Origin of the sequence: Azospirillum humicireducens (assembly GCF_001639105.2) — a bacterium.
Lineage (GTDB): Bacteria > Pseudomonadota > Alphaproteobacteria > Azospirillales > Azospirillaceae > Azospirillum > Azospirillum humicireducens.
In genome coordinates this window covers 994,932-1,021,907 of the sequence record NZ_CP015285.1, presented here as the reverse complement: position 1 = coordinate 1,021,907, position 26,976 = coordinate 994,932, and the positions used below count along the sequence as shown (strand labels likewise).

25 protein-coding genes are annotated in these 26,976 nt (G+C 66.2%); 7 read left to right on the top strand and 18 right to left on the bottom strand.

What is annotated here, in order from left to right:
• The first annotated feature begins 8 nt into the window (after positions 1–8).
• Positions 9–1,046, top strand: coding sequence for a transcriptional regulator FtrA (ftrA, locus tag A6A40_RS04620; RefSeq protein ID WP_063634345.1), 1,038 nt, complete (start codon positions 9–11; stop codon positions 1,044–1,046).
• A gap of 4 nt (positions 1,047–1,050) precedes the next feature.
• Here ftrA and gloA read toward each other — a convergent pair whose 3' ends face one another.
• The 16 genes from gloA to aspS form a co-directional block, all read right to left on the bottom strand.
• Positions 1,051–1,446, bottom strand: a complete 396-nt coding sequence (gloA, locus tag A6A40_RS04615) for a lactoylglutathione lyase (protein ID WP_063634344.1) — start codon at positions 1,444–1,446, stop codon at positions 1,051–1,053.
• Between the two features lie 40 nt (positions 1,447–1,486).
• The gene (gene lpxB, locus A6A40_RS04610; protein ID WP_063634343.1) at positions 1,487–2,683 is read right to left on the bottom strand and encodes a lipid-A-disaccharide synthase; all 1,197 of its coding nucleotides are present in this window, start codon (positions 2,681–2,683) and stop codon (positions 1,487–1,489) included.
• The gene (locus A6A40_RS04605) at positions 2,680–3,522 is read right to left on the bottom strand and encodes an LpxI family protein (RefSeq protein ID WP_063634342.1); all 843 of its coding nucleotides are present in this window, start codon (positions 3,520–3,522) and stop codon (positions 2,680–2,682) included. The genes lpxB and A6A40_RS04605 overlap by 4 nt, the downstream gene beginning before the upstream one ends.
• A gap of 12 nt (positions 3,523–3,534) precedes the next feature.
• Positions 3,535–4,329 (bottom strand): acyl-ACP--UDP-N-acetylglucosamine O-acyltransferase, encoded by a 795-nt coding sequence (gene lpxA / locus A6A40_RS04600; protein ID WP_063634341.1) that lies wholly within the window; start codon positions 4,327–4,329, stop codon positions 3,535–3,537.
• Entirely contained in the window at positions 4,326–4,808 is a 483-nt protein-coding gene (gene fabZ / locus A6A40_RS04595) for a 3-hydroxyacyl-ACP dehydratase FabZ (protein WP_014247430.1), read from the bottom strand. Before fabZ ends, lpxA begins: the two co-directional genes overlap by 4 nt.
• Before the next feature lie 217 nt (positions 4,809–5,025).
• Entirely contained in the window at positions 5,026–5,664 is a 639-nt protein-coding gene (locus A6A40_RS04590) for an OmpH/Skp family outer membrane protein (protein WP_063634340.1), read from the bottom strand.
• A gap of 1 nt (position 5,665) precedes the next feature.
• Positions 5,666–7,999, bottom strand: a complete 2,334-nt coding sequence (bamA, locus tag A6A40_RS04585; RefSeq protein ID WP_418208605.1) for an outer membrane protein assembly factor BamA — start codon at positions 7,997–7,999, stop codon at positions 5,666–5,668.
• A gap of 33 nt (positions 8,000–8,032) precedes the next feature.
• The gene (rseP, locus tag A6A40_RS04580; protein ID WP_063634338.1) at positions 8,033–9,166 is read right to left on the bottom strand and encodes an RIP metalloprotease RseP; all 1,134 of its coding nucleotides are present in this window, start codon (positions 9,164–9,166) and stop codon (positions 8,033–8,035) included.
• A 36-nt stretch (positions 9,167–9,202) separates the two neighbouring features.
• Positions 9,203–10,411: a 1-deoxy-D-xylulose-5-phosphate reductoisomerase gene (locus A6A40_RS04575; protein ID WP_063634337.1), complete on the bottom strand. Its 1,209-nt coding sequence runs from the start codon at positions 10,409–10,411 to the stop codon at positions 9,203–9,205.
• Positions 10,402–11,298, bottom strand: coding sequence for a phosphatidate cytidylyltransferase (locus A6A40_RS04570; protein WP_082860725.1), 897 nt, complete (start codon positions 11,296–11,298; stop codon positions 10,402–10,404). The genes A6A40_RS04575 and A6A40_RS04570 overlap by 10 nt, the downstream gene beginning before the upstream one ends.
• On the bottom strand, positions 11,240–11,980 hold the full coding sequence (locus A6A40_RS04565) for an isoprenyl transferase (protein ID WP_063634335.1): 741 nt from the start codon (positions 11,978–11,980) through the stop codon (positions 11,240–11,242). The genes A6A40_RS04570 and A6A40_RS04565 overlap by 59 nt, the downstream gene beginning before the upstream one ends.
• 6 nt (positions 11,981–11,986) lie before the next feature.
• Positions 11,987–12,544 carry a ribosome recycling factor gene (gene frr, locus A6A40_RS04560; protein WP_063634334.1) on the bottom strand — a complete coding sequence of 186 codons (558 nt, stop codon included), beginning with the start codon at positions 12,542–12,544 and terminating at the stop codon, positions 11,987–11,989.
• 4 nt (positions 12,545–12,548) lie between these two features.
• On the bottom strand, positions 12,549–13,304 hold the full coding sequence (gene pyrH / locus A6A40_RS04555) for a UMP kinase (protein ID WP_063634333.1): 756 nt from the start codon (positions 13,302–13,304) through the stop codon (positions 12,549–12,551).
• 66 nt (positions 13,305–13,370) lie between these two features.
• Positions 13,371–14,303 (bottom strand): translation elongation factor Ts, encoded by a 933-nt coding sequence (gene tsf / locus A6A40_RS04550; protein ID WP_063634332.1) that lies wholly within the window; start codon positions 14,301–14,303, stop codon positions 13,371–13,373.
• Positions 14,304–14,436: 133 nt separating this feature from the next.
• Positions 14,437–15,216 (bottom strand): 30S ribosomal protein S2, encoded by a 780-nt coding sequence (rpsB, locus tag A6A40_RS04545; protein WP_063634331.1) that lies wholly within the window; start codon positions 15,214–15,216, stop codon positions 14,437–14,439.
• A 241-nt stretch (positions 15,217–15,457) separates the two neighbouring features.
• Positions 15,458–17,284, bottom strand: a complete 1,827-nt coding sequence (gene aspS / locus A6A40_RS04540; RefSeq protein WP_063634330.1) for an aspartate--tRNA ligase — start codon at positions 17,282–17,284, stop codon at positions 15,458–15,460.
• A gap of 546 nt (positions 17,285–17,830) precedes the next feature.
• On the opposite strand from aspS, the gene rnd reads away from it, so the two are divergent.
• Both rnd and A6A40_RS04530 read left to right on the top strand, forming a co-directional pair.
• Positions 17,831–19,021 (top strand): ribonuclease D, encoded by a 1,191-nt coding sequence (gene rnd / locus A6A40_RS04535; protein WP_063636117.1) that lies wholly within the window; start codon positions 17,831–17,833, stop codon positions 19,019–19,021.
• Between the two features lie 270 nt (positions 19,022–19,291).
• Entirely contained in the window at positions 19,292–20,584 is a 1,293-nt protein-coding gene (locus A6A40_RS04530; RefSeq protein WP_063634329.1) for an EAL domain-containing protein, read from the top strand.
• Between the two features lie 9 nt (positions 20,585–20,593).
• Here A6A40_RS04530 and A6A40_RS04525 read toward each other — a convergent pair whose 3' ends face one another.
• Entirely contained in the window at positions 20,594–21,379 is a 786-nt protein-coding gene (locus A6A40_RS04525; RefSeq protein WP_063634328.1) for an SDR family NAD(P)-dependent oxidoreductase, read from the bottom strand.
• Between the two features lie 142 nt (positions 21,380–21,521).
• Here A6A40_RS04525 and A6A40_RS04520 point away from each other — a divergent pair, with 142 nt between their 5' ends.
• Together A6A40_RS04520 and gmk are read left to right on the top strand one after the other, a co-directional pair.
• Entirely contained in the window at positions 21,522–22,388 is an 867-nt protein-coding gene (locus A6A40_RS04520) for a YicC/YloC family endoribonuclease (protein WP_063634327.1), read from the top strand.
• A gap of 39 nt (positions 22,389–22,427) precedes the next feature.
• A complete protein-coding gene (gene gmk, locus A6A40_RS04515; RefSeq protein WP_063634326.1) occupies positions 22,428–23,075 on the top strand; it encodes a guanylate kinase in 648 nt (215 codons plus the stop codon).
• Here gmk and A6A40_RS04510 read toward each other — a convergent pair whose 3' ends face one another.
• Positions 23,076–23,807 (bottom strand): DUF6065 family protein, encoded by a 732-nt coding sequence (locus A6A40_RS04510; protein WP_063634325.1) that lies wholly within the window; start codon positions 23,805–23,807, stop codon positions 23,076–23,078.
• Positions 23,808–24,048: 241 nt separating this feature from the next.
• On the opposite strand from A6A40_RS04510, the gene A6A40_RS04505 reads away from it, so the two are divergent.
• Both A6A40_RS04505 and A6A40_RS04500 read left to right on the top strand, forming a co-directional pair.
• A complete protein-coding gene (locus A6A40_RS04505) occupies positions 24,049–25,737 on the top strand; it encodes a methyl-accepting chemotaxis protein (protein WP_063634324.1) in 1,689 nt (562 codons plus the stop codon).
• Positions 25,738–25,921: 184 nt separating this feature from the next.
• The gene (locus A6A40_RS04500) at positions 25,922–26,962 is read left to right on the top strand and encodes a PLP-dependent cysteine synthase family protein (protein WP_269467681.1); all 1,041 of its coding nucleotides are present in this window, start codon (positions 25,922–25,924) and stop codon (positions 26,960–26,962) included.
• Positions 26,963–26,976 lie beyond the last annotated feature (14 nt).

Sequence of the window (26,976 nt, the reverse complement as noted above, 5' to 3'; positions counted from 1 at the left end):
TTCAGATCATGCCAAACGCCACGCCACCGCTTGCCGTCGCTCTCGCCTATGACGGTCTGTGCACCTTCGAGTTCGGCGTGGCCGTCGAGGTGTTCGGCCTGCCGCGCCCGGAACTCGGCCCCAGCTGGTATCGCTTCGCCGTGGCCGCGCTCGATCCCGGCCCGCTGCGCGCGGTGGGCGGCATCCGCATCGAGGCCGATGGCGGGCTCGATCTGCTCGACCAGGCCGACATCATCGTGGTTCCGGGATGGCGCGGCGCGCGCGAACCGGTGCCCGCCCCCTTGTCGGAGGCGCTGCGCCGGGCCGATGACCGCGGAGCGCGCATTCTGTCGATCTGTTCCGGTGCCTTCGTATTGGCTGCGGCCGGTCTGCTGACGGGCCGCCGGGCGACCACCCATTGGCGCTATGCCGCAACGCTCGGGGAGCTTTATCCGGACATCCGGGTGGTGCCCGACGTGCTCTATGTGGACGAGGGCAACATCCTGACCTCCGCCGGCAGCGCCGCCGGCATCGACCTCTGTTTGCATCTGGTGCGCCGCGATTTCGGACCCGATGCCGCGAACAGCGTCGCGCGCCGTCTGGTGGTCCAGCCCCACCGCGAGGGCGGCCAGGCCCAATTCATCGAGGCGCCGGTGCCCACCGCCCGCGAGGGCGCCCGCCTGGGCCCGCTGCTCGACCATCTGCGGGAGACGCTGGCGGAGGACCACAGCCTGTCCAGCATGGCCTCGCGGGCCGGGATGAGCCTGCGCACCTTCCTGCGCCGGTTCCAGGCACTGACCGGCACCACGCCCGGCGACTGGCTGGCGGCGGAGCGGCTGAACCGCGCCCGCGACCTGCTGGAACGCGGCACCCTGCCGGTGGAGGATGTCGCGACTCTCGCCGGTTTCGGATCCGCCGCCACCTTGCGGCATCATTTCCGCCAGCGGCTGGGCATCAGCCCAGCCAGCTACCGCGCCCGCTTCCGCCGCGATCCGGCGCCGTCCACATATGACAAGGGCGCGGCCGTTGCCGACCACGCCCCCCGTCCGAAGCCAATGACCGGCTGAACGGTCACTTCCTCTCGATCAACTCGACCTTATAGCCGTCGGGATCCTCGATGAAGGCGATCACGGTGGTGCCGTGCTTCATCGGCCCCGGCGGACGCGGAATCGTCACGCCTTCCGCGGCCAGTTTCTCGCAGGTGCCGTAAATGTCGGGAACGCCGAGTGCGATGTGTCCATAGGCGGTGCCGATCTCGTACGGCTCCTTCTGGTCCCAATTGTGGGTCAGTTCCAAGACGGCAGTGTCGGATTCGTCGCCATAGCCGACGAAGGCCAGGGTGAAGCGGCCGCCTTCATAGTCGTTGCGGCGCAGCAGCTTCATGCCGAGCAGACGGGTATAGAAGTCCAGCGACTTCTCCAGATCGAGAACACGCAGCATCGTGTGCAGCAGACGGAATTCGCTCATTGTCTCTCTTCTCCCGCTTGGCGGTTGACTGGGCGGTTGTTCAGGTGCTTACAGGGCGGCGTTGGACAACGACGTTCAGGATGGTACGGGCGGCGCGTTCGCTGGGCGGGGTATCGCCTTGCCCCAACCAGCGTGCCACCTCGGCGACGCCATCGATCTGTGTCTGGCGCGCCGCAGGATCGTCGAGCAGACGCCCCAACTCGGCCGCCAGTCTATCCGGCCGGCAGTCCTGCTGCAGCAGTTCCGGAACCAGCATCCGATCGAGCATCAGATTGACCAGATTGACGTACTTCACCCGGATCAGCCTGCGATAGAGCGCGACAGTGATCGGGTTCAGCCGGTAGGCGATAACTGTCGGCAACCGTGCGAGCGCCAATTCCAATGCGACAGTCCCCGATGCGGCGAGCGCCGCCTCCGCCGCCGCAAAGGCGTCGTACTTCTCGGCGTCCCCCTCGACCAGCAGGGTACGGACCGGCCAGTCGGCGATGGCGGCGGCGACGCGATCGCGCACCGTCGCCACCGTTGGCACCACCGCCACCAGATCGGGATGGGACGGACGCAGCAGGTCCAGCGCCGCGCGGAAGTCCGGCAGCAGGCGCGACACCTCTCCCTTGCGGCTTCCAGGCAGCATGGCGACAATCCGCTCAGTTGGCGCAATGCCATGCCGCTCGCGGAAAGCCGCGCCGTCGCCCTTCCCTGCGCGCCCCTCTACGACTGAGTGACCCACGAAGGTACAGGCCAGCCCCTCCTTCTCGAAATAAGGGGGCTCGAAGGGCAGAACGGCGAGGAGATGGTCGTAGATGGCGGCATATTTGGCTGCCCGCTTTGGCTTCCAGGCCCAGACCGTGGGGGCCACATAGTGGACCAACGGGATGGCGGGCTCGGCAGCGCGCACCTTCTTCGCCACCCGGACGGTGAAGCCGGGCGAATCGATGCCCACGACGACGTCCGGCCGCAGTCTGACGATCTCGGCGACGGTCTGGTCGATCCGGCGGAGCAGATTCGGCAGATGCGGCAGCAGTTCGAAGATGCCGAACAGTGTCAGTTCGCCCATGGGAAACAGGCTGACCAGACCTTCCGCCGTCATCTTCTCGCCGCCAATGCCGAGGAAGCGCACCTTGCCGCCGGTCAGCCGCTTCGCCGCCGCCATCAGCCGCGCGCCCAGCGCATCGCCCGACGGTTCGCCGGCGATCAGGAACAGGATCGGGACGTCGCCGTCCACCGATGCGGCACTCATTGCGGACTCTCGATGCCGGTGACGAACAGGCCGAGCCGGTCGGCGGTCTCCGCAACAGCGGCGCGGTCGACCAGCAGGCTGCCGCCGGCCTCCACCGCGATGCCGCGCAACCCGGCGGCGGCGGCCTTCTCGACGGTGGTCACGCCCATGGTCGGCAGATCGATGCGGCGGTCCTGTTTCGGCTTCTTCACCTTGACCAGCACCCCGCCGGGTCCGGGACGCGACAGGCCGGCACAGCGGTCGAGCATCGCATCGGTGCCCTCGATGGCTTCGACCGCCAGAACGATGCCCTGCTGGACGACCGCCCCCTGCCCGACATCGAGCGCTCCCAGGGCAAGGGCGACCTCCACCGCGCGGGCGATGTCGCGCTCCGCATCGGCATCCGGGACCAGACGGCCGACCGGGCCGGGCGTGGTCAGCAGTTCCTTCAGCAGCTCATGCAGGCCGACGACACGGAAGCCATCCTCCTCCACCTCGCGCACCACGGCGCGCAGAAGGCCGTCGTCGCCGAGCGCGCGCGTGCCGACACGGGCGAGGAAACGTGCGGTGCGCCAGTCGGGCATCAGTTCGGTAAAGGATGGACGCTTCACCGGCCCGGCGAGCACGACCTCCCCCACGCCCTCCTCATGCAGGCGGCGCAGGATACTGCCGGCGGCACCGAAGCGGCTCCACAAATGCGGAAACCCGGCGACCGTCTCAGGATCGGTGTGACCGTGGAAGGCGACGACGAAGACTTCCCGCCCCTGCCCAAGCACCGCGGTGGCGATCCTGGCCGGCAATGTGCCGCCACCGGCCAGGATCGCCAGCTTTGGACCGGTAGCCTTAAGGATATCGGCCATCGGCCGGTCGCCTCAGCTCTCGCGCGGTTGGCAGAGGGAGCGCGCTTCCTTGGCACGGATGAAGGACAGCACGTCAGAGATCAGGGCACGCTCACCGAAGTCGCGACCCACCTCCTCCACCCGCTCGGCGAAGGTCCCCTCCGGCCCGAACAGCATGCGGTAGGCCGCTCGCAGGGCGTGGATGTCGTCCTTCTTGAAGCCGCGCCGCTCCAGTCCGACGAGGTTCAGCCCCGCCAGTCGGGCACGGTCGCCCATGACCAGACCGAAGGGGATCACGTCATTCTCGACGCCTGACATGCCGCCGATCATGGCGTGGGAGCCGATGCGAACGAATTGACGCACGGCGGAAAGCCCACCAATGATGACATAGTCGCCCAGCGTCACATGGCCGCCCAGGGTGGCATTGTTCGCCATGATCACATGGTCGCCGACGATGCAATCATGAGCCACATGCGAACCCATCATGAACAGCCCGTCGTCGCCGACGCGGGTGATCATGCCGCCGCCTTCGGTGCCGGGATTCATCGTCACATGCTCGCGAATCTGGTTGCGGGCACCGATGATAAGTTCGGACGGCTCACCGTGGAACTTCAGGTCCTGCGGCCGATGGCCGATGGACGCGAACGGATAGATGACGGTGCCGGAGCCTATGCTGGTACGCCCGTCCACAGCCACATGCGAAACCAGCCGAACGCCGTCGCCCAGCGTGACGTCGGGGCCGACGACGCAGAAGGGGCCGATGGCGACTCCCTCGCCCAACTTGGCCGCGGGATCGACGATGGCGGACGGATGGATGGTGACGGTCATTTTTCGTCCAGGATCATGGCGGAATAGATGGCTTCGGCGACGAGGACGCCATTGACCTTGGCCTCGCCCTTAAACTTCCACACATTGGCGCGCTGACGCTGCTTGGTCACATGGATGTGGATCGTGTCACCGGGAGTAACCGGACGGCGGAAGCGCGCCTCATCCACGGTCATGAAATAGACCAGCTTGCCTTCCGCCTCGGGCCCGAGCGTGGCAACCACCAGCACGGCGGAGGTCTGCGCCATCGCCTCGATGATCAGCACGCCGGGCATCACCGGACGCGACGGGAAATGGCCCTGGAAGAAGGGCTCGTTGATCGTGACATTCTTCACGCCGGTTGCGCCTTCGCCCAGCGTCACATCGATCACCCGGTCGATCATCAGGATCGGGTAGCGATGCGGAATCATCTTCATGATCCGCGTGATGTCGATGTCGTCGATCTTCTTGCTTTGCGCGTTGTTGTCCGCCGTCACGTCCATTGTCCGGCCGCCCGCCTTTCCACCACAACCGATAGGGTTCATCATTCTCCGTTCCCGGAGAACGGGCGCCGCCGCTCCATTGAAGAAACGCCGGCACCTTATTGTTCGCTCAGCTTTCTTGCCCCATTTCCGCGGCGACCGCAACCGCCGAACCCGGAAATGCAACAGGGCCGTCACCTCCCCGGTCGGGACGGCGACGGCCCTGATCAGAAAGGCATCACTGCTTCGGAACGTTCAGCGCAACCTGCGGAAGCTTTTTGTTGACCCGCTCCATCACCGTGTCGGTGACATCGAGCTGGGTATCCACCAAGACGAATTGCTGACGGGCCAGAACGAGGTTGGCGCCGCGCTCGCGGGAAATCTCGGCGACCACGTCGACCATCGTCTTGTGCACGACAGCCATCGCTTCGTTCAAGCTGGTCTCAAGGGCGCGCTTGCGGTTCTGGACAGTCTTCTGAACGTCGGCAACCTGCTTTTCGAAATCGCGTCGTTTGGTGGCAAGCGCCTCAGGCGACAAGACGGTCTGCTGCTTGCGCAGCTCGTCCTCGGTCTTGCGGAGCTTGTCCTCCAGCGCAGAGATTTCCTTCTGGTAGGAATCGCGCAGAGATTCGAAGGACTTGGTAATGCCCTTCGAGGCAGCTGATTCCTGCATGATCTTCTGGACATCGATCACCGCGATGACCGGTGCCTTCAGTTCCGCACCCGGAGCCGGGGGGGTGGCAGCGGCCGCCTTGGGAGGCTCGGCCTTCGGCTGGGTTTGTGCCTGGGCCGACGTGACGGCGAACAGGAGGCCGGCGACCGTCACGGCCGACAGGGCGGCGACGCGATATGGCGCCTTCGTCTGGGTGAATTGCATCTTAGAACCTGGTTCCGAAGCTGAAGCGGATGAGCTCTTTCTTGTCGTAGCCTTCCTTGCGGATCGGCAGTGCGACATCGAGCCGGATGGGCCCGAACGGCGACTTCCACGACACGCCGGTGCCGACGGAGACGCGGATGGTCTCGTCATCCTTCACGTTCGGATCGCTGATGTCGACCTTGCCGAGCGTGCCGACATCGGTGAAGGCGTGGCCAAGCAGGCCGAACTCTTCCGGCAGGCCAAAGGGGAAGCTCATCTCAACCGAGGCGCGGGCATAGCGGGTGCCGCCCAGCGCATCGCCGGTGCTGAGATCGCGAGGACCGATACCAGCGGTCTTGAAGCCACGCAGTGTATCGCCGCCGATGAAGAAGCGGTCGCCCAGTTGTACTTTCTGGCCGAGGCCATGGATGTAGCCGATTTCGCCCGTTGTGCTCAGCACCCACTGGTCTTCGCCGAGTGGAATGTAGTAGCCACCGGCCAACTTGTTCCGCAGGAAGCGAACAGACCCGCCAAATCCGGCGATGTCGTTGGTCAGACGGATGAAATAGCCCTCGGTCGGCGTCAGCTTGCTGTTGCGGACGTCATAGGTCAGCTCCTGACCGATCAGCGAGGTCAGGCGCTCGCCGCGCTGCTCCTGGATGTACTTCGACGCGGTGGTCGGCACTTCCTCGATCAGCGTGTCCTGCAGCTGGTAATAGACGCGCTGGCGCAGCCGCTCAGTCAGCGGATAACCCAGGCGCAGAGCGAAGCCGGTGTTCTTCTCGTTGAACGAACTTTCGTCCTGATAATTGTAACGCGTCCGGAAGATGTCGACGCCCGCCGACAGGTCCCGATCCATGAAGTACGGCTCCGTAAAGGAGATATCGTACAGCTGGCGACGACCCGACAGCGTAGCGCCCAGGCGCAGATCCTGCCCCCGGCCGAGCAGGTTGCGCTCGCGGATAGAAAAGTCACCCAACGGACCGTCAGAGGTCGAGAAACCTGCGCCGATCGAGATTTCACCGGTCGATTGCTCGGCCACATCGACATTCACAACGGTGCGGTCGGGCGCGCTGCTCTCGGCGGTGGTGATGTTCACGCGCTCGAAGAAGCCCAGATCCTTGATGCGTTGCTCAGACCGCTTCAACTTGGAAGCGTTGAAGGGATCACCTTCAGACAACAGCATCTCGCGGCGCACCACCTTGTCCAGAGTGCGGACGTTACCGCTGATATCAATGCGGTCGACGAAGGTGCGCGGCCCCTCATTGATCTCGTAGGTGATATCAATGGTGTGCGCATCGCGGTTGCGCGAAATTCTCGGCCGCACATCGACGAAGGCATATTGCAGATCGCCGACGGCGTTCGTCAGCTTGGTGATGGTGTCTTCCACCTTCTGGGCGTTGTACCAGTCGCCTTCGGTGGTGATCACGCTGTTCTGCAGAACCGTCGGGTCGAGCTGCTTGAGCGAAGTCTTGATGTCGACCTTGCCGAATTTGTAGCGCTCGCCTTCCTCGATCGTGAAGGTGATGAAGAAGTCCGACTTGTCAGGCGTCAGTTCTGCCACGGCCGAGACCACGCGGAAATCGGCGTAGCCTTCCTTCAGGTAGAACCGGCGCAGCAGATCGCGGTCGTAGTTCAGGCGGTCCGGATCATAGTTGTCGTCGGACGACAGGAAACGCCACCAGGCGGTTTCCTTGGTCTGGACGGTCTCGCGCAGCGTCCCGTCGGAAAAATGCTCGTTGCCGATGAAGGTGATGCCACGCACGCCGGTGCGCACCCCCTCATTGATCTCGTAGATCAGATCGACACGGTTCTGGTCGAGCTGGACGATCTTCGGCTCAACCGTCGCGGCGAATCGACCCTGGCGCCGGTAGATTTCCTGGATCCGCTGAACATCGCTCTGGACGCGGGTGCGCGTATAGACGACGCGGGGACGCAGCTGGATTTCCTTCTCCAGCGTCTCCTTGTCGATGCGCCGGTTCCCCTCGAACGCGATGCGGTTGATGATGGGGTTTTCGGCCACCGTCACCACCAGCGCGTCGCCCTGGCGCTTCAGAACCACGTCGGCGAACAGGCCCGTGTTGAACAGCGCCTTCAGCGACTGGTCGATCCGGTCGGGATCGAACGGGTCGCCGGGCTGGATCGTCAGATAGGAGCGGACCGTGGACGGTTCGATTCGCTGGGTGCCTTCGACCCGGATATCGCGCACCGTACCGCCGCTGAACACCTGGGCGACCATGGACCCGGACCCCGCAGGCGCCCGTCCGGGCGCGGCCGCGGTTTGGGCGTGGGCGACAGACACCGTCGTCATGGCGCAGCCAGCCAGCAGGCCCGCCACCAGAACTTTGCTCGACACCGGCAAATCACGCTCCCTGGCAAGGGGCTGGGCTCAGGAGACCAGTCCCCGGAAGAAATCGACCACGCGCAGTTGAACCAGGTCGTTCCACGTGGCGAAGACCATGAGCGTTAATACCAAGGCCAATCCAATTCGGAAACCGTATTCTTGCGCTCGCGCTCCGAGCGGCCGGCCGCGCAGCTTCTCGAAGGCGTAGAACAGCAGGTGGCCGCCGTCCAGCATCGGCACCGGGAAGAGGTTGATCAGCCCAAGGTTCACCGACAGGAAGGTCATGAACCAGATCAGTGGATACCAGCCGGATTGCGCCACCTCGCCCGACATCTGGGCGATGCGCAGCGGCCCCCCCAGCTCCTCGGTTCCGCGCGATCCCTGGACCATCTGGCCCAGCGCGGTGAAGGTGCCGGTGATCATGCCTGCGACCTCTCGTCCCGCCTGCCAGACCGCGGTCAGCGGGTCGTGGCGCATCATTCCGACGCTGCCGCGGCTGATGCCGAGCAGGCCGATCTGGTGGCTGTTCCCGAGTCGGTCGGTGACGGACTGCGAATCAGGCGTCGCTGTAACCGTCATCACCCGGCCATCGCGCTTCAACTCGACTGCCAGAGGCTGCCCTGGCCGGATGGAGACGATCTGCCGGATTTCCTCGAAGCGCTGCACATCGGTGCCGTCGACAGACAGAATCAGGTCGCCCGGCTGGATGCCGGCACGCTCGGCAGCGCTGCCCGGCTGGATGCCGCCAACGTCGGGCGGGGTGAAGGATTGCCCGGCCGTCATGAACAGCACGGCCAGCACGACGATGGAGAACAGGAAGTTGGCGATCGGTCCGGCGGCGACGATCGCCGCGCGCTGACCCACCCGCTTGTGGTGGAAGGACACCGCCCGCTCATCCTCCGTCATGCCGGTCAGATGGGCGCCGGGCGTGCTGGCCGGGTCGGCGTCGCCGAACATCTTGACGTAGCCGCCTAACGGCAGCGCGCTGAACTTCCAGCGCGTGCCGGCGCTGTCGGTGAAGCCGAACAGCTCCGGTCCGAAGCCGATGGAGAAGGTCTCGATCCGCACGCCATTGCGGCGCGCAACCAGATAGTGACCGAGCTCGTGCACGAAGACGAGCACGGTGAGGACCAGCAGGAAAGCCAGCACCGAGGTCCAGAAACCGCCGATTATGTCCATGTCAACCCTTGCGCCTTCCAGCGCCTCGAACGCGGATCATCGGCTGCCAACCGCCGTCGCACCGCTGGCCTGAATGCGGTCGGCGGCAACCCGCCTGGCCTCCGCATCGGCCTCCCGCACGGCGGCGAGATCGCGCAGCGGGCGGTGGGGCAACGCCGTCAACGTCTCCTCGACGATCCGTTCGATGTCGAGGAAGCCGATCCGGCGGTCGAGAAACGCCTGAACAGCCACCTCGTTGGCGGCACTGAGTATAGTAGGAGCGCCCCCACCGCTTTGCAAGGCGGCCCGGGCAAGCCGAAGTGCCGGAAAACGCACGGGATCCGGGGCCTCGAAGGTCAGGGTGGCCGCCTTGACCAAATCAAGCCTTTCCGCCGGAGTGGCGATGCGGGCGGGCCAGCCGAGCGCATAGGCGATGGGCGTGCGCATGTCCGGCGTGCCGAGCTGCGCCAGGACGGAGCCGTCGACATACTCGACCAGGGAGTGGATGACCGACTGCGGATGGACCAGGACGTCGATCCGCTCCTCCGGGATGCCGAACAGGAAATGGGCCTCGATCAGTTCCAGCCCTTTGTTCATCATCGTGGCGCTGTCGACCGAGATCTTGGCGCCCATGTCCCAGGTCGGATGTGCCACCGCCTGCTCCCGCGTCGCCGCCGCCATGAAGACGCGGTCCCTGGTGCGGAACGGGCCGCCGGACGCAGTGAGGATCAGGCGGGCGACGCTGTCGGTCCGCTCGAAATCGAAGACCTGATAGATGGCGGAATGCTCGCTGTCGACCGGCAGCAAGGTCGCGCCATGCGCCTTCACCTCCTCCATCATCAGGGAGCCGGCGCAGACCAGAACCTCCTTGTTGGCGAAGGCGACGATGGCCCCGCGGCGCACGGCGGCGAGCGTCGGCTCCAGTCCGGCGGCGCCGACGATGGCGGCCATCACCCAGTCGGCCGGCCGTTCGGCAGCGGCTGCCACCGCCTCGGGCCCTGCGGCAACCTCGATGCCGGTGCCGGACAACAGGTCCTTCAACTGCGTGTAGCCGGCGGGATCGGCGACGACGGCCAGGCGGGCCTTCAGGTCGCGGGCCTGCCTGGCCAGCAGGGCGACGTTGCGGTTGGCGGTCAGAGCCTCCACCGGGAAACGCTCCGGATCGCGGGCGACGAGGTCCACGGTCTGCGTTCCGACCGAGCCGGTGGAGCCAAGGATCGTCACGCTGCGCGGCGCACCCGGCGCCGCTTCCGCCTTCACCACCATGAAAGAACCGTTCCAACGGCCGCGTGGAACAAGGCCAGCACCGGGGCCGCGGCCAGAAGCCCGTCGATGCGGTCGAGGATGCCGCCATGCCCGGGAATGAGCTGGCCGCTGTCCTTCACATTGTAACGCCGCTTGACCGCCGATTCGAAAAGGTCGCCGGCCTGCCCCACCACCGCGACGGCGGCGCCGACCAGAAGGGCGATATCCGGGCGCGCCGCGTCGAAGGCAATCGCCACAAGCCAGCCGAACAGTGCGGAGGACAGCATGCCGCCGATCAGGCCCGCCCAGGTTTTTTTCGGACTGATCCTTGGAGCCAGCTTCGGCCCGCCGATGCTGCGGCCAGCGGCATAGGCGCCGATGTCCGTCGCCCAGATGGCGAGGAGCACGAACAGGAAAAGCGATAGCCCGACAGTCGGCAGATCGCGCAGCCAGATGAGCCCCGCCATGCCGGCGGCGACGTAGAAGACGCCGAACCCAAGCAGGCCGCGGTCGCTGCCGCCGCCGACGATGGCCGTCAGAACGGAGAAGGCCGCGGCAACGCCCAGGGCCGCGGCGGGCCCTGCCGCGATCTGGGCCATCAGTGCGACGGCAATGCCGATTGCCGCCATCAAGCGGGCCGGAAGGCGGCGAGCGCTGGGGACGATGTTGGTCCATTCGGATACGGCAACAACCGATCCGAAGGCGATGAGAGCATGGAAAACCCAACCGCCAAGCCAGACGGCGCCCAACACGGCAGGCGCCATGACAAGCGCAGAAAGGGCGCGGACCTTCAGGTCCCCGGCCTTGGAAGGCGTCACCGGCGCGGTGGTCGAGGCCGAAGCCTGGGCGTCAGCGGGACCCGGCGGTGGTGGCGCCGAAGCGGCGTTCCCGTCGGTGGAACTCTTCAATCGCCGCCTCCAGATCGCGCTTGGTGAAATCGGGCCAGAGCGTGTCCACGAAAACCAGCTCGGCGTAGGCCGCCTGCCAAAGCAGGAAATTGCTGATCCGCTTCTCGCCGCTCGTGCGGATGATCAGGTCGGGGTCGGGAATGTCGGCGGTGTAGAGGCGGGCCGACAGGGCATCCTCGTCGATGGCGTCGGGCGACAGGCGGCCGGCCGCAGCCTCTTCCGCCAGCCGCCGCGCCGCATGGACGATCTCCAGCCGCGAGCCGTAGCTGAGGGCGACGACCAGTGTCATCACCCTGTTGTCGCGGGTCAGGCCCTCGGCGTTGTCGATCAGACGGTTGATGTCGTCTGACAGCCGGTTGCGGTCGCCTATGACCCGCAGCCGGATGCCCGCCCGGTGCAGTTCGGCGACCTCGCTGCGCAGATAGAATCGCAGCAGACCCATCAGGTCGCTGATTTCCTCTTCCGGCCGGCGCCAGTTCTCCGAAGAGAAGCTGAAGATCGTCAGAGTGCCGATGCCAAGTTCGCGCGCCGCTTCCACGGTGCGGCGGACGGCGTCCACGCCCTTCTTGTGACCGGCGGTGCGCGGCAAGCCGCGCGCCTTGGCCCAACGTCCGTTGCCATCCATGATGATGGCGACGTGCGCAGGGGCCGTGTTGGACCGGTTGTCGTCCGCGTCGCGCATTCCGGATCAGACCTGCATAATTTCCTTTTCTTTTTGCGCAAGCGAGTCGTCGACCATCTTGATGTGCTGGTCGGTCAGGACCTGCACCTTGTCCGCCTGGACCTTGTGCTCGTCCTGGGTGATCTCGCTGGCCTTCTCGGCCTTCTTCAGTCCGTCCATGCCGTCGCGGCGGATGTTGCGGATGGCGACACGGCACTGTTCGGCGTACTTGTGGGCGACCTTTGCCAACTCGGCGCGGCGCTCCTGGGTCAGGTCGGGCAGCGGCACGCGGATGACCTGGCCTTCGGCCTGCGGGTTCAGACCCAGGCCGCTGTCGCGGATGGCCTTCTCGACCGCCTTGGTCATGCCGCGGTCCCAGACCTGAACCGAGATCAGGCGCGGCTCCGGAACGGAGACCGTCGCAACCTCGCGCAGGTGCATGCGGCTGCCATAGGCCTCCACCATCACCGGTTCCAGCAGGTTCGACGAGGCGCGGCCGGTGCGCAGACCGCCCAGTTCCTTGCGAAATGAGTCGAGCGCGCCTTCCATGCGGCGCTTCAGATCCGATAGGTCGGGCGCAGCCACGGGCCTACTCCCTTTCTTCCGTTATGATGGTGTGCTTGCCACGGCCCTGCATCACTTCGGCGAAGGCGCCGGGCGTGTGGATCGAGAAGACCAGAATGGGAATGTGGTTCTCACGCGAAAGCGCGATCGCCGACGCGTCCATCACCTGCAGTTCCTTGGTCAGGACATCCATGTAGGTGAGGCGTTCGTAATGCTGGGCCGACGGATCCTTCTTGGGATCGGCGGTGTAGACGCCGTCGACCTGCGTCCCCTTCAGCAGACCGTCGCAGCCCATTTCCGAGGCGCGCAGCGCCGCGGCGGTGTCGGTCGTGAAGAAGGGGTTGCCGGTGCCGGCCGCGAAGATCACCACCCGGCCCTTTTCCATGTGGCGGACGGCACGGCGCCGGATATAGGGCTCGCAGACCGTCGACATGGGAATGGCCGACTGCACCCGCGTGCTGACACCCATCCGTTCGAGCGCGCTCTGCATGGAGAGCGCGTTCATCACGGTGGCGAGCATGCCGATATAGTCGGCCGAGGCACGTTCCATGCCGCTCGCCGCACCCTTTACACCCCGGAAGATGTTCCCCCCGCCGATGACCAGACAGACCTGGACACCGAGCGCGATGACCGCCTTCACCTCGCCGGCGATGCGGTTCACCATCTCCGGGTCGAGACCATAGTCGCGCTGACCCATCAGCGCCTCGCCCGACACCTTGAGGAGGACGCGCTTGTAGCGGACGCCCTCAGCCGGCGCGGTGGTCCCGGTGGCTTCGACCATGGGGGGAACGCTCCCTTGCTGTTTCGGAATGCGGCTTGCGGACCTAAGCGTTCGACCTTACCGGGCTCAGCCCTGACCGCCGGCGGCGGCGGCGACTTCGGCGGCGAAGTCCGACTGGGCCTTCTCGATGCCTTCGCCCAGAGCGAAGCGGGTGAAGGCCGTGACCTTGACCGGGGCGCCGATGTCCTTGGCGGCGTTCTCCACCACCTTGCGGACCTTGGTCTCGCCGTCGATCACGTAGGTCTGCTCCAGCAGGCAGACCTCTTCGTAGTACTTGCGGACGCGGCCTTCGACCATCTTCTCGATGATGGCTTCCGGCTTGCCCGACGCGCGGGCCTGCTCGGCCAGGACGTTGCGCTCACGCTCCAGCGACGAGCTGTCGACGTCGGCGATGTCCAGCGCATCCGGACGGGCGGCGGCGATGTGCATGGCGATCTGCTTGCCGAGATCGGCCAGCTTGCCGGCGTCGCCGGTCGACTCCAGGGCGACCAGAACGCCGATCTTGCCCAGGCCCGGCGCAATGGCCGAGTGGACGTAGCTGACGACGACACCGGCCGAAACCGACAGGGTGACGCTGCGGCGCAGGTTCATGTTCTCGCCGACGGTGGCGATCAGGCTGGTCAGCTCGTCCTGGGCAGTGTGCGAGGTGCCCGGATAGGCAGCGGCCTTCAGAGCCTCGACATCGCCACCGGTGGCCAGGGCCAGCTCGGCGGACTTGGCCGCGAAAGCCTGGAACTTGTCGTTGCGGGCGACGAAATCGGTCTCGGCGTTCACTTCGACGACAGCGCCCTTGGTGCCGGCGGTGGCGACGGCCACCAGCCCCTCGGCGGCGATGCGGCCCGACTTCTTGGCGGCGGCGGCGAGGCCCTTCTTGCGCAGCCAGTCGACGGCGCCCTCGAGGTCGCCCTGCGTCTCGTTCAGCGCCTTCTTGCAGTCCATCATGCCCGCGCCGGTCTTCTCGCGCAGTTCCTTGACGAGCGAGGCGGTAATCTCGGCCATGTTGCGCCCTCTTCCTTCCAAGCGATCCGGCAGGCGGATCGGATTGAGTCACAAAGTCAAAACGGGTGGCAACCCATAAAAAAGGCAGCCGGGCCATAGGTCATAAGGCCCGGCTGCCCTTCAACCGTCAGGGTCAGGCCTGGGCGGTCTCGGCGGTCTCTTCCTCCGGCAGCTGCTCGGCCGGGGCGTCCTCGGCGGCGCCGACGTCGATGCCGGCGGCGCTCATCTCGGCCTGCAGGCCGTCAAGCACCGCACCGACCGTCAGGTCGCAGTACAGCTCGATGGCGCGCAGCGCGTCGTCGTTGCCGGGGATCGGGAAGGCCACGCCGTCCGGATCGGAGTTGCTGTCGAGGACCGCGATGACCGGGATGCCCAGCTTGTTGGCTTCCTTGACCGCGATCGACTCCTTGTTGGTGTCGATGATGAAGATGACGTCCGGCAGGCCGCCCATCTCCTTGATGCCGCCCAGCGCACGCTCCAGCTTGTCGCGCTCGCGGGTCAGTTCCAGCACTTCGCGCTTGGTCAGGCCCGAGGTGTCGCCGCCCAGACGCTCTTCCATCTCGCGCAGGCGCTTGATCGACTGGGAGATCGTCTTCCAGTTGGTCAGCATGCCGCCGAGCCAGCGGTGGTTGACGTAGTACTGGCCGCACTTGGCGGCTGCCTCGGCGATCCGCTCCTGGGCCTGACGCTTGGTGCCGACGAACAGGACGCGGCCACCGCCGGCGACGACGTCACGCACGGCCTGCAGGGCGCGGTGCAGCATCGGGACGGTCTGCTCGAGGTCGATGATGTGCACGCCATTGCGGACGCCGAAGATGTACTGGTTCATCTTCGGGTTCCAGCGGCGGGTGTGGTGGCCGAAGTGGACACCGGCTTCCAGCAGCTGGCGCATGGTGAAGGTGGGCATGGTCATGTGGAAAAATTCCCTTTTTCCGGTTGCTCCGCCGCGGGCATTGTCGCGAGCTCATGGAGTCCATGGCCCACAACACCGGATCGGGCCATCGGGGTAAAGCCGAGGGTCCGCCAGCCCGCGTGAGGTTTTGACGACGGCGCTTACATAGCCCCGCGCGCGTATGTTGACAAGGAAAAAGGCCACCCGGATCGGTGTCCGGATGGCCTTTTCACCAAACCGCCAAGAAGTGGGAAAAGTTCCTTTACGCCTGCGGCGCTGACGGTGCCGCCACCTTCGGCTTGGGCAGGTCGAGCTTCAGATGCAGTTCCCGCAGGCGGGCGGTATCGACCGGCGCCGGGGCCTGCATCAGCAGGTCTTCGGCCCGCTGGTTCAGCGGGAAGGCGATGACCTCGCGGATGTTCGGCTCGTCGGCCAGCAGCATGACGATGCGGTCGATGCCGGGGGCCGAGCCGCCGTGCGGCGGGGCGCCCAGCTTGAACGCGCTCAGCATGCCGCCGAACCGGGCTTCCAGCTCCTCCGGCGGATAGCCGGCGATCTCGAAGGCCTTGTACATCACTTCCGGCAGGTGGTTGCGGATGGCGCCCGAGGACAGCTCCACGCCATTGCAAACGATGTCGTACTGATAGGCCTTGATGTCGAGCGGGTTCATCGTCTCCAGCGCCTTCAGGCCGCCCTGGGGCATGGAGAACGGGTTGTGGCTGAAGATGACCTTGTTGGTCTCCTCGTCCAGCTCGTACATCGGGAAGTCGACGATCCAGCAGAAGCGGAAGGCGTTCTTCTCGATCAGGTCCAGCTCCTCGCCGATGCGGGTGCGGGCGAAGCCGGCCAGCTTGGCTGCCGGGCCGGGCTGGTCGCAGACGAAGAAGATGGCGTCGCCGTCTTCCAGACCGGCCAGTTCGCGCAGCTGGGCCTGCGCCGCCTCCGGCACGAACTTGGCGATCGGACCCTTTCCGCCGCCGGCCTCCATGACGATGTAACCGAGGCCGGGGGCGCCGAGGCCGCGGGCCCAGTCGTTCAGCTTGTCGAAGAAGCTGCGCGGACGGTCGGAAACCTTCGGCGCGCGGATGGCGCGGACGACTCCGCCCTTCTCGAGCGTCTGCTTGAAGGCGCGGAATTCCACGTCGTCGCGCTTGAACACCTCGGTCACGTCGGTGATGACCAGCGGGTTGCGCAGATCCGGCTTGTCGTTGCCGTATTTCAGCATCGACTCGGCGAAGGAGATGCGGCGGAACGGCAGCCCGTCGATGACCGGCTTCGAGTCGCGGCGGAAGCCGCCGAACTCGTCGAAGATGCCGTGCAGAACCGGCTCGATGGCGGCGAAGACGTCTTCCTGGGTGACGAAGGACATCTCGAAATCGAGCTGGTAGAACTCGCCCGGGCTGCGGTCGGCGCGGGCATCCTCGTCGCGGAAGCAGGGGGCGATCTGGAAGTAGCGGTCGAATCCGGCGACCATCAGCAGCTGCTTGAACTGCTGCGGCGCCTGCGGCAGGGCGTAGAACTTGCCGGGATGGTTGCGGCTCGGCACCAGATAGTCACGCGCGCCTTCCGGCGAGGAGGCGGTGAGGATCGGCGTCTGGAATTCGGTGAAGCCCTGGTCGATCATGCGGCGGCGCGCCGAGGCGATCACGCGCGACCGCAGCATGATGTTCTCGTGGATGCGCTCGCGGCGCAGGTCGAGGAAGCGGTAGCGCAGGCGCACGTCCTCGCCCGCGTCGGTGTCCTGGTTGACCTGCAGCGGAATCTGCTCCGCCTCGCCTTCCACGGTCAGCTCGGCGATCTGCAGCTCGATGCGGCCGGTGGGCAGCTTGTCGTTGATGGTCTCGGCCGTGCGCTTCACCACCTTGCCGGTGACGGTGATGACCGATTCCAGCTTCAGCCGGTTCGCGACCTCGAAGGCCGGGTTGGAGGTATCGACCACGCACTGCGTCAGGCCGTAATGGTCGCGCAGGTCGATGAACAGCAGCTGTCCATGGTCGCGCTTCCGGTTCATCCAGCCCGACAGGCGGACGGTCTCACCGGCATTCTCTTCACGAAGCTGGCCGCAGGTGTGCGTGCGGTAGGGGTGCATGGGTCGAAACACCTTGAAAAGGTCGGATTCCGGCGGAAAAAGCGGTCCGACACACCACACCGGACGCGCGCGAAAGTCAAGCCGCGATAGGGTGGAGCTCAGGGCAATCGCATATGAAGATCATGCTCCTTTTCAAGGAAACCCGTCATCCCCGCGAAGGCGGGGATCCAGGCTTTTCCAACAGATTCGCCATGCGAACTCTGGATCCCCGCCTTCGCGGGGATGACGGAAGTCCCTTCATAGGACTCTAGATTTCAAATGCGATTGCCCTCGGGTGGAGCTGCGGGCGCGGCGGCCGGAATGGAACGTTTGGAACACCGTGAAACGCTTTCCGCCCTCCTGTTCACCTGTTCAACCCGGACTTCCCGCCGCCACGCCGTCCAGCCGTCCGCAGTTTAGCACCGTCGCCGCGCAACATTAAGGGCGAGGGGAAAATCCGGCCGGAAGCTACCCCGCCCTGCCGCCGGGGCGTCCCTTTTTCAGCGCGGGGCCGCCCGGCGCTTCGGCGGACTTTCAAGCATCGGTTCGGTCGTGTATGAAGCCACCATGACGCTCATCACGACAACCGACGCCCTTCAGGCCTTCTGTCAGTCGCTGGCAGGGGCCGAGTACATCACGGTCGACACCGAGTTTCTGCGGGAAAAGACCTATTGGCCGCAACTCTGTCTCGTGCAGGTCGGCGGACCCGACGGCGCGGTCGCCATCGACCCGCTGGCCGAGGGAATCGACCTGACACCGCTGTTCGCGCTGATGAGCGACCCGTCGGTGCTGAAGGTGTTCCACGCCGCCCGCCAGGACGTGGAGATCTTCTGGCATCTGTCGGGCCAGATCCCGCATCCGCTGTTCGACACCCAGGTCGCGGCGATGGTCTGCGGCTTCGGCGAAAGCGTGGGCTATGAAACGCTGGTCACCAAGCTGGCCGGCGCCCGCATCGACAAGTCCAGCCGCTTCACCGACTGGTCGCACCGGCCGCTGACCGAGCGGCAGCTGACCTACGCCCTGTCCGACGTCATTCATCTGCGCCCGGCCTACGAGAAGCTGAAGCGCCGCCTTGCCCGATCCGGCCGCTCGCACTGGCTGGAGGAGGAGATGGCGATCCTGACCGATCCGGCGACCTATCAGGTCGATCCGGAAAGCTCGTATCTGCGGCTGAAGGTGCGGACCAACAAGCCGCGCTTCATGGCGATCCTCAGGGAACTGGCGGCCTGGCGTGAGCGCGAGGCCCAGCGCCGCGACCAGCCGCGCTCCCGCGTGCTGCGCGACGAAGCGCTGCTGGAGATCGCCGCCCACGCCCCCACCACAGTGGACGACCTCGCCCGCACGCGCGGGCTTGGCCGCGGCTTCGCGGAGGGAAGGCAGGGGAGCGATGTGCTGGCCGCGGTGCAGGCTGGACTCGACCTGCCGGACAGTGCCTTGCCGCGTGTCGAACCGCGCGAGGAACCGCCGCCCGGTCTGCAACCGATCGTCGAGCTTCTGCGCGTGCTGCTGAAGATGAAATGCGACGAGAACAATGTCGCGGCGAAGCTCGTGGCCTCGTCCTCCGAGTTGGAGGCATTGGCGGCCGATGACGCCGCAGACATTCCGGCGATGCACGGGTGGCGGCGCGAGCTGTTCGGCAGCGATGCGCTCGCCCTGAAGCACGGCAAGATCGGGCTTGCCGTCATCGATCGTCGCGTCCGCATCGTTCCTGCCGGAGACCCGCGCCCATCGGCCGAACCGGTCGAATTGGAAACTTGACCTTTGCGAATGACGTCGCTTCGATGATTGCGGGACCTTTGCCGGGTCCGGACCCGCCCGCGCCCGGACCTTTGCCTTAAGGTCTTTTTAAAGATAGTTACCGTTAAAATCGGTTCGGCTTCGCAGGATTCGCCGGGTTTCCGGCACTTGCGGAGCCACAGTTGCGGCCGGCAGAAGGCGCCGGACCGAACATGAAGGCTGCCGAACAATGAGCGGCCGTCGATACGGGTGGTTGGCAGGCGTGGCGCTTGTTGTGGGAGTGAGCATCGTATGAGCAGGTTTGGCGGCAGACCCCCTCTGGGACGGGACCGTGTCCGGCTTTCCACCACGGAAAAGCAGGCCGCCGTCGCCGCCGCCAAGGACCAGAAACCGGAATTCGACAACGACAAGCTCCTGAACCTGCTGCGGTCGGCGAAGAACGAACTGCAGGGCATGCGGCTGATCCACATGCACCTGTCGCTGCTGAAAGACCGCGACCCGACCAGCCAGATGATGGTCCGCTCCATCATCCAGGAACTTGCGACCAAGGCGTCCTACCTGCAATCCTTCAACATCTCCAACGGCGACGTCATCATCCTCTACAAAGGGCTGAAGCTCACCGGCGTCACCGATGTCTGCCAGACGGTGGAACAGGTCTTCCTATCCAAGACGACGCTGACCGGCCCGAATCCCTACAAGGAATATTCTCTCTACTCGATCATGGAACTGGCGTTGAACTTCATCAACGTCATCCGCTTCATCGAGGAGCTTCAGGCGAGCGAGACCGGCAGCCACGTCACCGAAACCAAGCCGCCGATCACGCTGGAGGAATTGGGCAAGCTCGAACGCTCGATGCAGATGTTCGACCTGTCGCCCTTCCTGTTCAACCAGGGCATCGCCAACATCGGCGGCGGCGGTGGCGACGCGGAGATGGAGTATTACGAGCTCTACATCTCCATCAAGCTTCTTCAGGAACGGCTCTGCCCCGATTACGACATCACCGCCAACAAGTGGCTGTTCAACTACTTTACCGCCAATCTCGACCAGTCGGTGCTGCGCGCCCTGAATCATGGGCTGAGCTTCATGCGGGGGCGCCGGATCGGCATCAACATCAATCTGTCTACCGTCATCTCCACCGGCTTCGTGAAGTTCGACGAACGCCTGCCCATCGACTTCCGCGGACAGGTGGTGCTGGAAGTGTCGAAGGGCGATCTGATCGAGAACCTTGCGTTGTTCAACGAGGTGGTGGAGTTCGCGCAGGACCGCCGCTATCAGATCGCGGTGGACGGGCTGAACCCGTTCTGGGTGACGAATTTCGATCTCGAATACCTGAACGCGGACTACGCCAAGATCTTCTGGTCCAACGACATGCTGGAGATGGACCCCTCCTTCGAGAAGTATTTCCGCGACCGCATCGCCGAACAGGACCGCTGCAAATTCATCCTGGCGCGCTGCGACAGCGTGTCCAGCCTGGTCTATGCCCACAAGATGGGGATCAATCTGGTCCAGGGCCGCGCGGTCGACAACATCATGCGCAAGGGCGTCAGCGTTCGTGAAGCCATCGCCCACGCCAAGGTGGATTGAGGGAAGCGCTCACGCCTTGCGCGGCGCCCGCCGCAGCGGCCCGTCGGTCCAGGACGGCGGCAACAGCGCCAACAGCCAGACCGCGGCCATCATCGGCCAGGGAAAAGCGATTCGCGCCGCATTGCGCTCAAGCCCGCGGCGGATGAGGCGGGCGGCGGCATCCGTCTCCATCAGGAAGGGCATCGGGAAGCGGTTCACCGCCGTCATGCGGCTCTTGACGAAGCCGGGGCAGATGACCGAAACGCCGATCCCCTCCCCCGCGAGGTCGCCGCGCAACGACTCCCCGTACACCCGCACCATCGCCTTGCTGGCGCAATAGGCCGGCGCACCGGGTAGGCCGCGGAAGCCGGCCAGCGATGCCATCAGGGCGATCTGTCCATGCCGCCGCGCCCGCATTGCCGGAAGCAGCGGATGGATGCTGTTCAGCACCCCGTCGATGTTGACCGCCAGGATGCGGCGGGCCTGTTCCTCCGTCTCGCCACCATCGCCCGTGCCGGCCGACATGCCGGCATTGGCGATCAGCAGGTCGACCGGATCGGCGGCATCGACCCGCGCCAGCCACTCCGCCATCGCCGCGCGATCCGCCACGTCGATCACCGCGGTGTCCACGCGGGATCCCGCGGTGCGGCAACGCTGCGCCACCGCCTCCAGCCTCGCGGAGTCGCGGCCGGTCAGAGCCAGCGCCACACCGGGAGCGGCATAGAGGAGGGCCAGGGCCTCGCCGATGCCGCTCGACGCACCGGTGATGACGATGGAACTCGGGGCGGACCGGGGGGTGGAACGCGGCTGCTTCATGGAATCTCCGTCCTGCTTGTCGGCTTACGTCCGGCGCCGGAGCTTGTTGTGGGGTGATGGCGCGTTTATAAGCACGACACCAACCGACACCGCTTTTCAAGTGAGGCCGCCTTTGCCTGCCCATCGTCCCGTCATTGCCAGCATGACCGGTTTCGCGCGCGTCGACGGGCACGGCGACGGCTATTCCTGGACCTTCGAGGCCAAGAGCGTCAATGGCCGCAGCCTGGATTTGCGCTGCCGCCTGCCGTCGGGCTTCGACAGCGTCGAGGCAGTCGCCCGCGCGGAGCTGCCGAAACGGCTGGCCCGCGGCAATGTCAACCTGACGCTGACCGTCAACCGCGCCCAGGCGGTGTCGCAGCTCCGCATCAACCGGGAGCTTCTGGCCCAGGTGCTGGAGTTGGCCCGCGAGATCGAGGGGGCGGGCGCCGCGCCGCCGCGGCTGGATTCGCTGCTGGCTGTCCGCGGCATCATCGAGCCGGTGGAGGAGGACGAGACGGAAGCGCGCGAGCGTGTCGAATCGGCGCTGAAGACCGACCTCGCCAAGCTGGTGGACCAGCTGGTGGTCAACCGCCTTGCCGAAGGCGCGCGCATCGCCGAGGTGCTGAACGGCCATCTCGACGAGATCGCCCGGCTGGTGGACGCGGCGTCGGCCTGCGCCTCCACCCAGCCGGAGGCGCTGCGCGAGAAGCTGCGCGCCCAGGTCGCCGCCATCCTCGGCTCCTTCCCGGCGCTGTCGGAAGACCGCCTGGCCCAGGAGGCCGCCATCCTGATCGGCAAGGCCGACATTCGGGAAGAGTTGGACCGCCTGCGCGCCCACATCCAGGCCGCCCGCGACCTGATGGCGGAAGGCGGGGCCATCGGCCGCCGGTTCGACTTCCTGTGCCAGGAGTTCAACCGCGAGGCCAACACGCTGTGCTCCAAGTCGGCGGATGTCGAACTGACCCGCATCGGCCTGTCGCTGAAGGCTTCGATCGAGCAGCTTCGCGAGCAGGTCCAGAACATCGAATGACCACCAACATCGAATAATCGCCAACATCGAGTGAGCGCCATGGCTGCGACCAACACCCCCCTGATCAACCGGCGCGGCCTGATGCTGGTGCTGTCGTCGCCCTCGGGCGCCGGCAAGACCACCATCGCCCGCGGCCTGCTGGAGCGCGATTCCGGCATCACCATGTCGGTCTCGGTGACCACGCGGGCGATGCGTCCCGGCGAAGCCGAAGGGCTGGACTATTACTTCATCGACCAGCAGCGCTTCGACCGCATGGCGGAGACCGGCGACCTGCTGGAGCATGCCCGCGTCTTCGGCAACTGCTACGGCACGCCGCGCGTGGCGGTGGAGGATGCGTTGGGCGCCGGCCGCGACGTGCTGTTCGCCATCGACTGGCAGGGTGCGCAGCAGCTGGCGCAGAACGCGCGCGACGATCTGGTCAGCGTCTTCGTCCTGCCGCCGACGGTGAGCGAGCTGGAACGCCGCCTGCGCGGCCGCGGCCAGGATTCGGAGGAGGTCATCGCCAACCGCATGGCCAAGGCGTCGAACGAGATCAGCCACTGGCCGGAATATGACTACGTCATCGTCAACCACGACGTGGACGAAAGCATCGCGGCCGTGGAGTCGATCCTGCGGGCCGAACGGCTGCGCCGCCGCCGTCAGGTCGGCCTGCCGGAGTTCGTGCGCAGCATCCAGGACACGCTGTAGTCACCTGATGGGAAACGGCTTCGCCCGTACCTTGATCTCATGGCCGGGCGGGCCGTCGCTGCCGTCCGGTCTCTTGCCGCGGTAATAGCCCTTCTGCCAGCGCTCCTGCGCCGCCGTACTGCCGGGGGTCTGAAGGTCGGCATTGAACTGGCTGCGCGAGGCGGCCCAGGCGCGGTACTGCGCCGCCGTCTCCGGATCGCTGTCGAGATCGCGCACATCCGGTTCCAGGCTCTCCACCAGCCCGCGCTGCACCGGCATCAGATGGGCGAAGGGTTCGCCCTTCTCCCAGGTCACAGGCACGCCGGGCGCGGTGAATCGCCAGTTCATGGTGAAGGGATAGGGCGACCAGTCGGTCTCGATGATGCCCGACAGGCCGAGGATGCCGTGCTTCGGGTGGTTCAGCGGCCCGGTCACCATCAGGTTCACGCCCGGCGGCGTCCGGAACAGCGCGGCGACATGGAAGGTCAGCACGCCGCTGCCGAAATGACTGGCCGGCAACAGCGGATGCGGTTCATCGGCCGTGATCGTGATTGCATCCAGCCCGGTGCCGCCATCCCAGACCGCCGTCGCCCGCACCGGGCAACAGACCTCCCAGCCATGCATGCTGGCGATGTTCAGCGGCAGGCAGCGGTAGCCGTACTGCTCCGGCAGGGCGTCGATCCAGTCGCGCGTCGGGCGCGCCGGTCGGATGTCGGGCATGGCCCCCGACAGCGGATAGGCGATCAGTGTCATGGTGCCGCATCCTGCCAGATTTCCCGGCCGCCGCAACCCGCCGGCTCAATCGGTTGGACCGTGACCATCGCAACCGGTTGCGGGTCCATCCGGATTATCCCTACGCCCCCGTTAGGGATTGCATCAACTCGCGATACCCCAGTATGGATGGCACATTCCATTAGGAATTTTTGATCTAAGCGGACCCGATGCGTCGGAGCGTTCCGGCGGCGGTCTCGCGCGTTTGGGGTGGAACTGGGCGATGATCGACAAACTTCACAGCATCAAGGCGAAGCTCCTGATCCTTCTGGGGCTGTTCCTCTTCACCATCCTGGGGGCCGGCCTCTGGTCCGCGACATCCAAGCGCGAGACCATGGTGGAAGGATACCGCAACTCGATCCAGGCGGTGGTGCAGACCTCGCTGTCGATCATCAAGTCCTACGACGCCCGTGCCGCCAAGGGTGAGTTCAGCCGCGAAGAAGCGCAGACGCGGGCCAAGGCCACCCTGCGGGCGCTGCGTTTCTTCGGGAGCGAGTACATGTTCGGTTACGAGTTCGACGGGACGAACGTTTTCCACGGGGTGCGCGCCGACCTGGAAGGCACCCGCAAGCTGGCCGATTTCAAGGACAGCAACGGCGTGCTGGTGATCCGCGGGCTGATCGCTTCGGCCAAGGCCAACGACGGCTTCCTGATCTACAACTTCCCCAAGGCAAGCGGCGGCGATCCTGTGCCGAAGCTGGCCTTCGCCGCGATCTACGAGCCCTGGGGCTGGATGATCGGCACCGGCGTCTACATCGACGACGTCGATGCCGCCTTCCGCCGCACGCTGTTGGAAACGCTGGCGGTCACGCTGGTCGCATCGGTCCTGCTGGGTGTGTTCGGCTTCCGTCTGGTGTCGCGCATTACCAAGGGGCTGGACGGCATCGGCAGCGCCACCGGCCGCATCGCCACGGGCGATCTCGCCACGCAGGTCGGCGGGACGGAGCGCCGTGACGAAGTGGGAGCCCTCGCCCGCTCCGTCGAGACGCTGAGGCTCAGCGCCATCGAGGCGGAAGACCTGCGCCGCCGCCATGCCGCCCTGGAGCATGAGGCCGAACAGGCCCGACGCGCGACCATGGCCCGGCTCGCCGACGAGTTCGAGAACACGGTCGGCGGACTGGTCCGTTCGGTCGCCGACTCGGCGGGACAGCTGACCCACACCTCCGGCGCGATGAGCAGCGGGGCGGAACAGACGACCCGCTTGATGGACGGCGCCGCCCGCGCGGCGGAAACCACGTCGGGCAATGTCCAGGCGGTGGCGGGTGCGACCGAGGAACTGGCCGCGTCGATCCGCGAGATCGCCCAGCAGATCGCCGAATCGACGACCGGCTCCGCCCGCGCGGTTGAGGATGTCCGCCGCACCTACGCGCTGATCGAACAGCTGGACGGCGTCGCCCGGCGCACGGTGGAGGTGGTCGACCTGATCCGCTCCATCGCCGAGCAGACGAACCTGCTGGCGTTGAACGCGACCATCGAAGCGGCCCGCGCCGGAGAGGCCGGCAAGGGCTTCGCCGTCGTCGCCAGCGAGGTCAAGAATCTCGCCAACCAGACGGCCAAGGCCACCGACGACGTCCAGGCGCAGATCGCCGCCATGACCGACGCCACCTCGTCGGTGGTCGAGGCGATGCGCGGAGTCGGCGGCGCCATCGAAACGGTGAACAACGTCGCCTCCAGCATCTCCGCCGCGATCGAGGAGCAGGGTGCCGCCACCCGCGACATCAGCCAGAACGTCAACGAGGCGGCACAGGGTGTCAGCTCGGTGTCGGACAGCCTGAACCTCGTCTGCAGCCACGCCACCGCCACCGGCCAGGCATCGACCGAGGTGGCCGCCGCCGCCCGTGCGGTGGGCGAGCGGGCCGACCGTATGCTGAGAGAGGTCTCGGCCTTCGTCTCCCGCATCCGTCAGGGCTGAGCGGCCGGAAGGCGCGCGCCGTGGGCAGGCGCGCGCCGGGTGCATTCCACACCGATCCGCGCTATGGATTGAGTCTTGCGAATCGACGCCACACGAGCCCCCATGATCTCCCCCACCCCCGCCGCCTCCCACAGCCGCACGCCGCGGCTGGCTCGACGAGGCGCTGCGGCGCATCGAGGCGGACGTGAACCGGTCCGCCGACACCCATCTGCTGCGGCTGCCGATCCCGTCGGCGCCGGGGGTCACATTGTACCTGAAGGACGAGTCGACCCACCCGACCGGAAGCCTGAAGCACCGGCTGGCACGGTCGCTGTTCCTCTATGCGATCTGCAACGGCTGGGTGCGCGAGGGCACCACCGTGATCGAGGCGTCGTCAGGCTCCACAGCGGTGTCGGAGGCCTATTTCGCCCAGCTGCTCGACCTGCCCTTCGTCGCGGTGGTGCCGCGCAACACCTCGCCTGCCAAGATCGCGCAGATCGAGTTCTACGGCGGCCGCTGCCATATGGTGGAGCGCGCGTCGGAGGTGTGCAGCGAGGCGCAGCGGCTGGCCCAGGCCTGCAACGGACACTTCATGGACCAGTTCACCTATGCCGAGCGGGCGACCGACTGGCGCGGCAACAACAACATCGCCCAGTCGATCTTCGAGCAGCTGGCGCAGGAACCCCATCCGATACCCGACTGGATCGTCTGCGGCGCCGGCACCGGCGGCACCTCGGCCACCATGGGCCGCTTCGTCCGCTACCGCCGGCTGCCCACCCGCATCTGCGTCGCCGACCCGGAACATTCGGCATTCTTCGAGGGCTTCCGCGACGACAACCCGAAGGCCGATGTCGGCCGCGGCTCCGGCATCGAAGGCATCGGGCGGCCGACGGTCGAGCCGTCCTTCCAGCCGACGGTGATCGACCGCATGATCCGCGTGCCCGATGCCGCAAGCATCGCCGCGGCGTGGGTGCTGCGCGACCGGCTGGGCCGGGCCTGCGGCGGCTCCACCGGCACCAATCTGGTGGGGTCCATCGAGCTGATCGCCGGAATGATGAAGGACGGCCGGCAAGGCAGCGTCGCCACCCTGATCTGCGACCCCGGCGACCGCTATATGGGAACCTACTTCAACCGCGACTGGCTGGCATCGGCCGGGCTGGACATCGGCCCGTGGTGCGAGCGCATCGACGGCTTCTTCCGCACCGGCGCCTGGAGCGGCGACGGGCTCGAATCCGCCGAGCGATGACGGGAGGATCGCGG

Bases quoted from the DNA above. Each gene is read 5' to 3' on its own strand.
- ftrA (WP_063634345.1), top strand. From the start codon at position 9: ATGCCAAACGCCACGCCACCGCTTGCCGTCGCTCTCGCCTATGACGGT.
- gloA (WP_063634344.1), bottom strand. From the start codon at position 1,446: ATGAGCGAATTCCGTCTGCTGCACACGATGCTGCGTGTTCTCGATCTG.
- lpxB (WP_063634343.1), bottom strand. From the start codon at position 2,683: ATGAGTGCCGCATCGGTGGACGGCGACGTCCCGATCCTGTTCCTGATC.
- A6A40_RS04605 (WP_063634342.1), bottom strand. From the start codon at position 3,522: ATGGCCGATATCCTTAAGGCTACCGGTCCAAAGCTGGCGATCCTGGCC.
- lpxA (WP_063634341.1), bottom strand. From the start codon at position 4,329: ATGACCGTCACCATCCATCCGTCCGCCATCGTCGATCCCGCGGCCAAG.
- fabZ (WP_014247430.1), bottom strand. From the start codon at position 4,808: ATGGACGTGACGGCGGACAACAACGCGCAAAGCAAGAAGATCGACGAC.
- A6A40_RS04590 (WP_063634340.1), bottom strand. From the start codon at position 5,664: ATGCAATTCACCCAGACGAAGGCGCCATATCGCGTCGCCGCCCTGTCG.
- rseP (WP_063634338.1), bottom strand. From the start codon at position 9,166: ATGGACATAATCGGCGGTTTCTGGACCTCGGTGCTGGCTTTCCTGCTG.
- A6A40_RS04575 (WP_063634337.1), bottom strand. From the start codon at position 10,411: ATGGTGGTGAAGGCGGAAGCGGCGCCGGGTGCGCCGCGCAGCGTGACG.
- A6A40_RS04565 (WP_063634335.1), bottom strand. From the start codon at position 11,980: ATGCGCGACGCGGACGACAACCGGTCCAACACGGCCCCTGCGCACGTC.
- pyrH (WP_063634333.1), bottom strand. From the start codon at position 13,304: ATGGTCGAAGCCACCGGGACCACCGCGCCGGCTGAGGGCGTCCGCTAC.
- tsf (WP_063634332.1), bottom strand. From the start codon at position 14,303: ATGGCCGAGATTACCGCCTCGCTCGTCAAGGAACTGCGCGAGAAGACC.
- rpsB (WP_063634331.1), bottom strand. From the start codon at position 15,216: ATGACCATGCCCACCTTCACCATGCGCCAGCTGCTGGAAGCCGGTGTC.
- aspS (WP_063634330.1), bottom strand. From the start codon at position 17,284: ATGCACCCCTACCGCACGCACACCTGCGGCCAGCTTCGTGAAGAGAAT.
- rnd (WP_063636117.1), top strand. From the start codon at position 17,831: ATGACGCTCATCACGACAACCGACGCCCTTCAGGCCTTCTGTCAGTCG.
- A6A40_RS04530 (WP_063634329.1), top strand. From the start codon at position 19,292: ATGAGCAGGTTTGGCGGCAGACCCCCTCTGGGACGGGACCGTGTCCGG.
- A6A40_RS04525 (WP_063634328.1), bottom strand. From the start codon at position 21,379: ATGAAGCAGCCGCGTTCCACCCCCCGGTCCGCCCCGAGTTCCATCGTC.
- A6A40_RS04520 (WP_063634327.1), top strand. From the start codon at position 21,522: ATGACCGGTTTCGCGCGCGTCGACGGGCACGGCGACGGCTATTCCTGG.
- gmk (WP_063634326.1), top strand. From the start codon at position 22,428: ATGGCTGCGACCAACACCCCCCTGATCAACCGGCGCGGCCTGATGCTG.
- A6A40_RS04510 (WP_063634325.1), bottom strand. From the start codon at position 23,807: ATGACACTGATCGCCTATCCGCTGTCGGGGGCCATGCCCGACATCCGA.
- A6A40_RS04505 (WP_063634324.1), top strand. From the start codon at position 24,049: ATGATCGACAAACTTCACAGCATCAAGGCGAAGCTCCTGATCCTTCTG.